At 66.9% G+C, this 10,092-nt stretch carries 11 protein-coding genes and 1 riboswitch; of the genes, 7 read left to right on the forward strand and 4 right to left on the reverse strand.

The window, feature by feature from the left end; all coding sequences use genetic code 11:
- Positions 1-102: 102 nt before the first annotated feature.
- Entirely contained in the window at positions 103-1,332 is a 1,230-nt protein-coding gene (locus VGU00_RS04870; RefSeq protein WP_327466072.1) for a serine hydrolase domain-containing protein, read from the forward strand.
- Between the two features lie 38 nt (positions 1,333-1,370).
- On the opposite strand, the gene nth is transcribed toward VGU00_RS04870, so the two are convergent.
- Together nth and dapB are read right to left on the reverse strand one after the other, a co-directional pair.
- A complete protein-coding gene (nth, locus tag VGU00_RS04875; RefSeq protein WP_327466074.1) occupies positions 1,371-2,027 on the reverse strand; it encodes an endonuclease III in 657 nt (218 codons plus the stop codon).
- Positions 2,028-2,032: 5 nt separating this feature from the next.
- Positions 2,033-2,761 carry a 4-hydroxy-tetrahydrodipicolinate reductase gene (gene dapB, locus VGU00_RS04880; protein WP_327466076.1) on the reverse strand — a complete coding sequence of 243 codons (729 nt, stop codon included), beginning with the start codon at positions 2,759-2,761 and terminating at the stop codon, positions 2,033-2,035.
- A gap of 107 nt (positions 2,762-2,868) precedes the next feature.
- Between dapB and VGU00_RS04885 the strand changes: the two genes are divergently transcribed.
- Positions 2,869-3,582: an NAD-dependent deacylase gene (locus tag VGU00_RS04885; RefSeq protein WP_327466081.1), complete on the forward strand. Its 714-nt coding sequence runs from the start codon at positions 2,869-2,871 to the stop codon at positions 3,580-3,582.
- Positions 3,583-3,776: 194 nt separating this feature from the next.
- Here the strand turns inward: VGU00_RS04885 and tadA are convergent, their stop codons facing one another.
- On the reverse strand, positions 3,777-4,232 hold the full coding sequence (tadA, locus tag VGU00_RS04890) for a tRNA adenosine(34) deaminase TadA (RefSeq protein WP_327466083.1): 456 nt from the start codon (positions 4,230-4,232) through the stop codon (positions 3,777-3,779).
- Positions 4,233-4,372: 140 nt separating this feature from the next.
- Between tadA and rpmB the strand changes: the two genes are divergently transcribed.
- Positions 4,373-4,666, forward strand: a complete 294-nt coding sequence (gene rpmB, locus VGU00_RS04895) for a 50S ribosomal protein L28 (protein WP_058802198.1) — start codon at positions 4,373-4,375, stop codon at positions 4,664-4,666.
- Between the two features lie 23 nt (positions 4,667-4,689).
- Here rpmB and VGU00_RS04900 read toward each other — a convergent pair whose 3' ends face one another.
- Positions 4,690-5,727, reverse strand: coding sequence for an esterase-like activity of phytase family protein (locus tag VGU00_RS04900; RefSeq protein WP_327466086.1), 1,038 nt, complete (start codon positions 5,725-5,727; stop codon positions 4,690-4,692).
- 136 nt (positions 5,728-5,863) lie between these two features.
- Between VGU00_RS04900 and VGU00_RS04905 the strand changes: the two genes are divergently transcribed.
- The 4 genes from VGU00_RS04905 (at position 5,864) to VGU00_RS04920 (ending at position 9,749) form a co-directional block, all read left to right on the forward strand.
- A complete protein-coding gene (locus VGU00_RS04905; protein WP_327466088.1) occupies positions 5,864-6,265 on the forward strand; it encodes a glycine zipper 2TM domain-containing protein in 402 nt (133 codons plus the stop codon).
- Positions 6,266-6,444: 179 nt separating this feature from the next.
- Positions 6,445-7,548: a Ppx/GppA family phosphatase gene (locus VGU00_RS04910; RefSeq protein WP_414713502.1), complete on the forward strand. Its 1,104-nt coding sequence runs from the start codon at positions 6,445-6,447 to the stop codon at positions 7,546-7,548.
- Positions 7,545-8,258 carry an RlmE family RNA methyltransferase gene (locus VGU00_RS04915; protein ID WP_327466094.1) on the forward strand — a complete coding sequence of 238 codons (714 nt, stop codon included), beginning with the start codon at positions 7,545-7,547 and terminating at the stop codon, positions 8,256-8,258. Before VGU00_RS04910 ends, VGU00_RS04915 begins: the two co-directional genes overlap by 4 nt.
- Before the next feature lie 24 nt (positions 8,259-8,282).
- Complete coding sequence (locus tag VGU00_RS04920; protein WP_327466096.1) at positions 8,283-9,749, forward strand: S41 family peptidase; 1,467 nt, start codon at positions 8,283-8,285, stop codon at positions 9,747-9,749.
- Between the two features lie 48 nt (positions 9,750-9,797).
- Positions 9,798-9,981: riboswitch (cobalamin riboswitch) on the forward strand.
- Positions 9,982-10,092 lie beyond the last annotated feature (111 nt).

Raw genomic sequence — 10,092 nt, forward strand, 5'->3', positions numbered from 1 at the left:
ATGCGGAAGGCCCCTTTGCAGCGGCGATTCCGTTGGCTAGCAACAGCCCGATAGCCGAACCCGCCCGGCGAAGGCCGGACGACCGATGGGAAGGGGAACCCGATGACGATGCCCGGGCGACGGACCCTGATGGGCGGATTCGCGGCGCTGATCGCCGGCAGCGCGATGCCCGCCCGCGCGCAAGCATCTGCCCCGGACGCGAACGGCAAGCCGAGCTGGATCCCGCCCGATGACCTGATCGAAGCGCTTCCGCGCCTGATGCGGATCGCCGGGGTGCCCGGCGTCGCGATTGCGGTCGTCGATCGCGGGACGCCGGCGTGGAGCGGCAGCTTCGGCGTCAAGAACATCCTGACCTGCGATCCGGTGGGCGAGGATACATTGTTCGAAGCGGCGTCGATGACCAAGCCGGCCTTCGCCTATGTCGCGATGCGGCTGGCCGACGAGAAGCGCCTCGATCTCGACACGCCGCTTATTGCCTATCGGCGCCCGGCGAATTTGGGCGACGATCCGAATCTCGCGCGCATCACCGCCCGGCATGTCCTCGAACATTCGACCGGCCTGCCCAACTGGGTCTCCGCACCGCTCGTCACGAGCAGCGCGCCGGGATCGCGCTACAGCTATTCGGGCGAGGCCTTCATCTGGCTCCAGCTGGTGGTCGAGACGATCATGGGAGCGGGCCTCGGCAGCGTGATGCAGGCCAAGCTGTTCGGCCCGGCCGGCATGGCGCGCAGCAGCTTCGGCTGGGACGAAGCGATCGCGCGGTCACTCGTCTTCGGTCATTCCGAACCGCCCGAAGGCGAGCGCGCGCTTCCGCGCCAGCCCACGCGCGAATGGGGCGACCGATTGCTGCCGGTCGCATCGCGGCGGCGCAAGCCGATCGCATCCTGGACCTTCGAGGACAGCGTCGCGGCGATGCGCGAGACCGATCCCGCCACGCCGCCGTCGACGCGCGACCTGCTGGTCAATTCGGCGGGCGGGCTGCTGACGACCGCGTCCGACTATGCGAAGTTCATGGCGTTGATGATGGACCGGCGCGACCGCGCGGCGTGGGAGATCGGCGAGGCGGCGCGGCAGGCGATGCTCACCCCCCGGATCGACGTGCGCGGCCGCGACATCGCGCGCTCGCCGGGCTGGGAAATCGAACAATCCCCTGTGGGTCCACTGTTCCAGCACAGCGGCAGCAACTACGGGATCTTCAAGACGCTGGGGGTCGGCGACGCCCGGAACGGGCGTGCGATCGTCATCTTCACCAATGCCGCGAACGGAAGTGCGCTCGCGGCGCGCATCGTTCGCGAGGCGACGGGGATCGACCGGCTGAAGTCGCTGGTCTGACCGCGCGGCGGGCTCACCATCCCACGCCGCGCCTCACGTCACGCCGCCTTTTTTGCTTTCGGCGCCGGGGTCTTGGGCTTGTAGCGGCAGAGGTCGTCGACGGGGCAGCGCCAGCATTCAGGCGTGCGCGCCTTGCAGATGTAACGGCCGTGCAGGATCAGCCAGTGGTGAGCGCCGACGCGGAACGGCGCCGGCGTTTCCTTCTCGAGCTTCTTTTCGACCGCAAGCACCGTCTTGCCCGGCGCGAGGCCGGTGCGGTTGCCGACGCGGAAGATATGCGTGTCGACCGCGAAGGTCTCCGCCCCGAAGGCGCAGTTCATCACGACATTGGCGGTCTTGCGCCCGACGCCGGGCAGCTCGACAAGCGTGTCGCGGTCGGCGGGCACCGCGCCGCCGAAATCGCGAACTAGGATTTCGGAAAGCGCGATGACGTTTTTCGCCTTCGCGTTGAACAGTCCGATCGTCTTGATGTGCTGCTTCAACCCCTCTTCGCCGAGGTCTGCCATCTGCTGCGGCGTCTTCACTTGCTGGAAAAGAAGCCGCGTCGCCTTGTTCACCCCGACGTCGGTCGCCTGCGCCGACAGCACGACCGCGACGAGCAACTGATAGGTGTTGCCGAACTCGAGCTCGGTCTCTGGGCTCGGATTGAGCTCGGCGAGGCGGCGGTAGAATTCGAAGATGTCGGCCTTTTTCATGACGGTCAGTTCAGCCCGAGCACCTGCGGCATAGTGTAGCGGTCGGGCTTCTGGTTCAACAGCCACAGCGCCGCACGCACCGCGCCGCGCGCGAAGATCATGCGGTTTTCGGCGCGGTGCGACAGGGTGATCATTTCCTCGTCGCCCGCGAAAATCACGTCATGGTCGCCCGCGACGGTGCCGCCGCGCAAGGACGCGAAGCCGATGTTGCCGCGTCCGCGCGCACCGGTCATGCCGTCGCGGCCGCGTTCGGCGCCCGTTTCGAGACTGATCCTGCGCCCTTCGGCGGCCGCCTGCCCGAGCAGCAGCGCGGTGCCGCTCGGCGCATCGACCTTCATCCGGTGGTGCATCTCGACCACCTCGATATCCCAGCCGGCGTCGAGCCGCGTCGCCGCCTCGCGCACCAGATGCGCGAGCAGGGTGACGCCGAGCGAGGTGTTGCCCGTCTGGAGCACCGCAATATCCTTTGCGGCGTCGTCGATCAGGTAATGATGGCGCTCCTCGAGCCCGGTCGTCCCGATCACGATCGGCTTTTGCGCCGCCACGCACGCGTCGAGCGTCGCTTCGAGCGCCGCGGGCGACGAGAAATCGACGAGCACGTCGCTTTCGCTGGCGAGTTTCAGCACATTGCCGCCGCGATCGACGCCGCCGCCCTGTTGTCCCGCCTGGGCGATCGCGGCGGCGAGCGCGACGCCCATCCGCCCTTCGCTGCCGATGATGCCGATACTGGTCATGATGCAAATCCCCGTTCGCCCCGAGCTTGTCGAAGGGCCGTCCTTGTTCCATCACGCCATAAGAGGAAGAGCGGTCCTTCGACAAGCTCAGGACGAACGGAGCAGACATGTCCTCGATCCAGAATATCGTCATCCTGACCGGCGCCGGCGTGTCCGCCGAAAGCGGCATCGACACGTTTCGCGACGGCGGCGGCCTGTGGGAACAGCATCGCGTCGAGGATGTCGCGACGCCCGAAGCCTTTGCGCGCGACCCCGATCTCGTGCTGCGATTTTACGACATGCGCCGCGAAGCGATCCAGACGAAGGCGCCGAACGCCGCGCATGAGGCGCTCGCGCGGCTCGATGCCGAATGGCGGGGCGAATTGCTGATCGTCACGCAGAATGTCGACGATCTCCACGAACGCGCGGGGGCGAAGCGGCTGATCCATATGCACGGCGAGCATCTGAACGCCTGGTGCACCGCGTGCGACAACCGCGTGCCCTGGACGGGGCCGCTGCTGGACCGCCCGACGTGCAGCGCGTGCGGTATGGCCGGATATCTGCGGCCCGACATCGTCTGGTTCGGCGAGATGCCGTACCGGATGGAGGAGATTTATCACGCGCTGAACCGCGCCGACCTGTTCGTGTCGATCGGGACGTCGGGCGCGGTTTATCCCGCCGCGGGGTTTGTGCGCGAGGCACGCGCGTCGGGCGCACGGACGCTCGAACTCAATATGGAGCCGAGCCAGGGCAGCTACTGGTTCGACGAGGCGCGGCACGGCCCGGCGACGGCGCTGGTGCCCGCGTGGGTGAATGAGGTTTTAGGGAGTAGCGACAGGTAACGACCGGTTGCGGACGCTCATTCTCCCCTCCCGCTTGCGGGAGGGGTCGGGGGTGGGCAGCAACACCGCGATCAGCCCACCCCGCTGCGGCTAGCAAGCAAGCTCGCAAGCCTCGCTGCCCCTCCCGCAAGCGGGAAGGGAAATCAGTTCACAATCTCAACGTCCGCTCACCACCCCGAAACGGACCGCCGTCGTCACCGCCGCGCGGCGAAAAAATCCCTCAACAATGCCGCCGCTTCATTCTCGCCGATCCCGTCATAGACGTCGGGCCGATGGTGGATCGTCGGCTGCGCGAAGATGCGCGGGCCGTGGACGACCGCGCCACCTTTGGGATCGTCGGCGCCATAATAGAGGCGTGCGATTCGCGCATGGGCGATCGCCCCGGCGCACATCGCGCAGGGTTCGAGCGTCACATAGAGGTCGCAGCCGTCGAGCCGTTCGTTGCCGAGCTTCGCCGCCGCCGCCCGAATCGCGACGATTTCGGCATGCGCGGTCGGATCGTGCGATTCGCGCGGGCGGTTGTGGCCCTCGGCGATGATCGCCCCGTCCTTGACGATCACCGCGCCGACGGGCACTTCGCCCCATTCGGCGGCGATACGCGCAAGATCGAGCGCGCGGCGCATGGGTTCGGGGAGCGGAAACGAGGGCATAAAAGCGCCCTATTCGCTTGACGAATCTCCGGCAAGCCGATAAGCGCGCGCCTTTCCCGGCTCACTCCGGTCCTGTTCTGCCCGTTTTGCGGGGAGTGCCCGGACGCCGATCCGAAATTTTTTTGACGAGGACGAAGACGATGTCGCGCATCTGCGAACTGACCGGCAAGGGCCGCCAGGTTGGCCACAATGTCAGCCACGCCAACAACAAGACCAAGCGCACCTTCCTGCCCAATCTGCAGAATGTGACGTTGCTGTCGGACGCGCTCGGCAAGGGCGTCAAGCTGCGCGTGTCGACCCACGGCCTGCGTTCGGTCGAACATAATGGCGGCCTCGACAATTGGCTGCTGAAGGCCGGCGACGACCAGCTGTCGGCAAACGCCCGCAAGGTGAAGAAGGAAGTCGCGAAGAAGCTGGCCGAAAAGGCCGCTTAAGCGCTTTCAAATCGCTAACGCAATCAGGCCGCCGGTTTCCGCGCGGCCTTTTTGCTGTCCGGCGCCTTTCGCGGCGGCAGGTCGACGAGTTCGAATTGCAGCAGCAGGCTGCGCTGCCAGACGTTGAAATTATTGTCGGCGACGATCCATAGCCAGGTGCGCCCCTGCTCGACCGACACCGCCGCGCCTTCGTAGTTTTCGGCGAGCGGCACGGGGACGCGGCCGATCGTCCGCGCACGAACCACGGCATCCTTGGCGATGTCGGCGGGGTCGACGATCGCGATGATCGTGGTGAACACGGGATCGAACCCCAGCCGCCGGTGGATGAGCAGGATGCGCCCGTCGGGAAGCGGCGCGGCGTCGCTGACCAGCCCGCGCCCGTCCGACGCGTAGAAGAATCGAATCGGCTCCGCGCCCGGCTCGGCGGGATCGCCGGTGAAGAGCAACGCCGCACGCCCGCGCGGATCGGCGTCGGCGTCCTCCGAAAAAACGACCGTCCGCCCGTCGGCGAGCCGCGCCATCGCTTCGGGGCCGCGATTCGCCGGCCAGCGCGGCCCGGGCAGCTTGCGGCGCGCCTCGATCGTCGAAAGGTCGGGGTCGAGCCGCCAGATCTGGTTGATCCCCTCGAGCGCGATCCATGCGCGGCCGCTAGCGGGATCGAGCGCAAGCGCCTCCGAATCGACCATCGTCTTGCGCGGCGGGCGCCCGTCGGGGGTCGGCAGCGCGTCGATCCGCATATCGGACACGCGGCCGGCGGCGTCGATCCGCAGCCGGGTCCGATAGCCATTGTCGCCGACCAGCAGGAACGCATCGGGCCCGGTCCGTGCGATCGCCGAAAAGCCGCCGAAACGGCTGTGCGGGCTGATGAGGCGCCAGCCGCGGACGAAGCGCAGCATGCCCGCATCCTGCGGCGCGAAAAGCAGCACGCGTGCGGCCGCCCGCTGGGTCAGGTCGGGCTCGGGAAAGCGGAGCGTGGTCCCCGGCACCGGACCGAGGGCAAGGAAGATCAGGGCAGCGAAGAACAGGCGGCGCATCGCCCGTGGGTTAAGGGCGCCCGCCATGAAAGGGAAGCATTTCGGGCCCCGAAGCTGAACGCCAGCCAACAATGATGTTCAGGCTTCGCTCAATGCGAATCACCCATAAGGGCTTCATCGACAACGCCCAGAAGGGCCCAACGACGAAAGAAGGAGAACGACGATGAAAAAGATGGTGACCCTCTCGATCGCCGCCCTGATGTCCACCGCGACTCTGGGCATGGCGGCCCCCGCCGCAGCGCAGAACGGTTATTACGACCGTGACGGCTATTCGAGCTATTACAGCGGCTATGACCGCGATGACCGTCGCTACGACCGCCGCGACTATCGCCGCGACAACCGCCGCGATTACCGCAACGACCGTCGTTACTATCGTGGCGACCGCCGCAGCTATCGCCAGTGCGACAAGGGCACGGGCGGTACCGTGATCGGTGCGATCGCAGGCGGCCTTGCCGGTCACGAAATTGCCGGTCGTGGCGACCGTACGGTCGGCACCATCATCGGCGGCGCCGTCGGTGCCCTCGCTGGCCGCGCGATCGACAAGGGGAATGACGGCTGCCGTTAAGAGGCTGTCCCGACCCCCAATAATTTCCTCTCCCCTTTTGCCCCGTCCGGCCTGCGCCGGGCGGGGTGTTCTTTGTGCCGGAGGCGGCGCTTGCCAATACCGCGCCGGAGGCCTAATCTCGCCCCCAAGTGCACGTTCGCGGTTTTGCGGACGCGTGAGCAGAACAGGTAATACAAGCCATGCGGCAAATGGCAGCGCCATCAGGGCGACCGCCGCGACCGGATTCAAGGACGGGGCCGGCGGCGAAAGGACGAAACAGGGCAGGCGGCGACGCGCGCCCGATGCCGATCATCCGGCCGCGCAGCTATGCCGCGATCGATCTCGGCACCAATAATTGCAGACTGCTGATCGCACGGCCGCAGAATGGCGAACTGGTCGTCATCGACGCCTTTTCGCGTATCGTGCGCCTTGGCGAAGGGCTGCACGGCACCGGCAAGATCAGCCAGGCGGCGATGGACCGGACCGTCGCGGCGCTGTCGATCTGCGCCGACAAGTTGCGCCGCCGCCATGTGTCGCTGTCGCGCGCGGTTGCGACCGAAGCGTGCCGCCGCGCCAGCAACGGCCGCGAACTCGCCGAACGCGTCCGGCGCGAGACGGGCATCGTGCTCGACATCATCTCGGCAGCCGAAGAAGCGAAGCTTGCGGTTCTCGGCTGCCACAATCTGATGGAGCCCGGCGAAGGCCCGGCGCTGATCTTCGACATCGGCGGCGGATCGACCGAGCTGATGCACGTCGACGTTACCGATCATGACGTGAAGATCCACGACTGGATCAGCGTGCCGTGGGGCGTCGTCTCGCTCACCGAACATGCGCCGCTGCCCGAAGACAGCCTCGCCGGGCGGCAGGCCGCCTATACGCACATGCGCGACGTGACGCGCGACGCCTTTGCCGCCTTTGCCGCGCGCGCCGAACGTTTTGCCGGACAGCCGCTCCGCCTGCTCGGCACCAGCGGCACCGTGACGACGCTCGCCAGCGTCTTCCTCGACCTGCCGCGATACGATCGCCGCGCGGTCGACGGGCTGGTCGTGCCGTGCGACGCAATGCGCGACATCAGCCGCCGGCTGGCCGATGCCAGCATCGCCGACCGCGCCGAAATCGCGTGCATCGGCCGCGAACGCGCCGACCTGGTCGTCGCCGGCTGCGCGATCCTCGAAAGCATCATCGACCTGTGGCCCGCCGTACGCGTCGGCGTCGCCGACCGCGGCATCCGCGAGGGCATATTGCGCACGCTGGCGATGCAGGGCCGCGACATTCCCGTCACCCGCCGCGAGTATCGCAAATGAGTGCGGCCGGCGGAAAGGGCGGCGGCTCGGGTCGCGGCGGCCTGCACGTGCGGGTCAAGACCGCGCGCAAGCGCAGCGTGTCGTCGACGCGCTGGCTGCAGCGGCAATTGAACGATCCCTATGTGCGCCGCGCGCAGGCCGAAGGCTATCGCTCGCGCGCCGCGTACAAGCTGATCGAACTCGACGAGAAATTCGGTTTCCTCAAAAAATCCCGCGCAGTCGTCGACCTGGGCATCACGCCGGGCGGCTGGTCGCAGGTGGTGCGCAAGGCGAACCCGCGCGCGCGCGTCGCGGGGATCGACCTGCTCCATTGCGAACCGATCGAGGGCGTCGAAATCCTCGAGATGGATTTCATGGACGACGCCGCCCCCGATGCGCTGATCGAGGCGCTGGGCAGCGCGCCCGACCTCGTCATTTCGGACATGGCGGCGAACACCGTAGGCCATCCGCAGACCGATCACCTCCGCACCATCGGCCTCGCCGAAACCGCCGCCGACTTCGCGGTGCAGAATTTGCAGCCCGGCGGCGCGTTCGTTGCCAAGGTGTTTGCCGGCGGCGCCGACCGCGAGCTGCTGACCGTCCTCAAGCAGAATTTTACGACGGTGAAGCACGCCAAGCCACCGGCGAGCCGCAAGGGATCGCCCGAGCTTTATGTGATCGCGCAGGGTTTCAAGGGTCGCCGCGAGCGTGGAGATGGCGATACGGAATAGTCGATAGGCAGAACCGGGGAGAAGATGATGGGTCGGTCGAAACAATCGGTGACGGCGGTAACGCTGGCCGCGCTGATGCTGGCGTCGTGCGGCGGCGGAGGCGGTTCGAGCGGCGGAGGCGGCCCGGTCACCGTCACCCCGACACCCACGCCGACCCCGACAGCCAGTTGCGGCCTTTCGGCGCGGCAGGTCTTTGCCAAAGGGGTGATCGACGAATGGTATCTGTTCCCCGCCGACGTCGCGACCGGCGTCAACGCGGCAAGCTATAGCAACGTCGAAACCTATATCGACGCACTGGTCGCCCCCGCCCGCGCGCTCGGAAAAGACCGTTATTTCACCTATATCACCTCGATCGCCGAGGAGAACGCCTTCTTTTCGAGCGGATCGAGCGCCGGATTCGGCATCCGCATGGCCTATGATGCGGTCAACCAGCGCGTGATCGTCGCCGAAGCCTATGAAGGCGCGCCGGCGTTGAACGCGGGGATCGATCGCGGCTGGGCGATCGTCGCGATCGGAACCAGCAGCGGCAATTTGCGCACGATCGCGAACATCGTCGCGTCCGAAGGCACCGCCGGGATCACCAATGCGCTGGGACCGAACGATCCCGGCGTGTCGCGCGTGCTGAGGGTCACCGACCCCAGCGGTACCCCGCGCGACCTCACGGTCGTAAAGGCCGACTACAACCTCGACCCGATCTCGGGCCGCTATGGCGCCAAGATCATCACCGAGGGTGGGCGCAACTATGGCTATATCAACCTGCGCACCTTCATCTCGTCGGCCAACCCGCAGCTGCGCGCCGCCTTCCTGAATTTCCGCAACCAGGGCGTAACCGACATCGTCATCGATTTCCGCTACAATGGCGGCGGGCTGGTTTCGACCGCCGAACTGATGGGCGACCTGCTCGGCCGCAACCGCAATTCGAGCGAGATATTCTCGCAAACCCGGTTCCGGCCGTCGAAAGCGGCGGGCAATGACGATGTGCATTATTTCGCGGCCCAGCCCGAATCGATCGCGCCGACGCGCATCGCCTTCATCGGTACCGGATCGACCGCATCGGCGAGCGAACTCGTGATCAATTCGATGCTGCCTTATCTTGGCACCAACATGACGCTGGTCGGCAACAACACCTATGGCAAACCCGTCGGCCAGATCGCGCTCGACAAGGCCGAATGCGACGACCGGATGCGCGTGGTCGCCTTTGCCACCGGCAATGCATCCGGCCAGAGCGATTATTATGACGGGCTGGCGTCGAAGATTACGAACAGCTGCGCCGCCGGCGACGACCCGAACTTCCCGCTGGGCGACCCGCGCGAACCGTCGATCCGCGCCGCGATCGATTTTCTGGCGGGCCGCAGCTGCACGACGCGGATCGCCGATGCGAGCGCTGGCGCGGCGGCACGGCGGAGCAGCGCGGCGGCGCCGTCCGCACCGCAGATGCTGATGCCCGAGCGGCCAAGCGCGGCGCAGCGCGAATTGCCCGGCCTGTTCTGAGCCCCTGTCCTATCAGCACGATTGACCGCGGCCGCGAAATGCGGCTAACGGCCGCGGCAAGCGACAGGTTCCCCGGCGACGGGGATTAATAGGGAACGGGAAAACCCCGGCTGCCCCTGCAACTGTACGCGGCGAGCCATCGGCCAATTGCCATTGGGATTTCGGTCCCGAGAAGGCGGCCGAGCGGCGCTGACCCGCAAGCCAGGAGACCTGCCCGTCGCCGTCGTCTTTCGCGCGGACAGGGTGTGCCGGGCGGACGGGGGTGAACCCGCATGACGACAAAGCCGGCTGCGCATGCGCGCGGGCGATGTCGTGCGTCCCCGAAGGACGCCCCATCGACCGC

It is taken from the genome of Sphingopyxis sp. (assembly GCF_035944815.1).
Taxonomy (GTDB): domain Bacteria; phylum Pseudomonadota; class Alphaproteobacteria; order Sphingomonadales; family Sphingomonadaceae; genus Sphingopyxis.

Excerpts from the sequence above, each read along its gene's own strand:
- VGU00_RS04870 (WP_327466072.1), top strand. The coding sequence starts at position 103 with ATGACGATGCCCGGGCGACGGACCCTGATGGGCGGATTCGCGGCGCTG.
- nth (WP_327466074.1), bottom strand. The coding sequence starts at position 2,027 with ATGAAAAAGGCCGACATCTTCGAATTCTACCGCCGCCTCGCCGAGCTC.
- dapB (WP_327466076.1), bottom strand. The coding sequence starts at position 2,761 with ATGACCAGTATCGGCATCATCGGCAGCGAAGGGCGGATGGGCGTCGCG.
- VGU00_RS04885 (WP_327466081.1), top strand. The coding sequence starts at position 2,869 with ATGTCCTCGATCCAGAATATCGTCATCCTGACCGGCGCCGGCGTGTCC.
- tadA (WP_327466083.1), bottom strand. The coding sequence starts at position 4,232 with ATGCCCTCGTTTCCGCTCCCCGAACCCATGCGCCGCGCGCTCGATCTT.
- rpmB (WP_058802198.1), top strand. The coding sequence starts at position 4,373 with ATGTCGCGCATCTGCGAACTGACCGGCAAGGGCCGCCAGGTTGGCCAC.
- VGU00_RS04900 (WP_327466086.1), bottom strand. The coding sequence starts at position 5,727 with ATGGCGGGCGCCCTTAACCCACGGGCGATGCGCCGCCTGTTCTTCGCT.
- VGU00_RS04905 (WP_327466088.1), top strand. The coding sequence starts at position 5,864 with ATGAAAAAGATGGTGACCCTCTCGATCGCCGCCCTGATGTCCACCGCG.
- VGU00_RS04910 (WP_414713502.1), top strand. The coding sequence starts at position 6,445 with ATGCGGCAAATGGCAGCGCCATCAGGGCGACCGCCGCGACCGGATTCA.
- VGU00_RS04915 (WP_327466094.1), top strand. The coding sequence starts at position 7,545 with ATGAGTGCGGCCGGCGGAAAGGGCGGCGGCTCGGGTCGCGGCGGCCTG.
- VGU00_RS04920 (WP_327466096.1), top strand. The coding sequence starts at position 8,283 with ATGATGGGTCGGTCGAAACAATCGGTGACGGCGGTAACGCTGGCCGCG.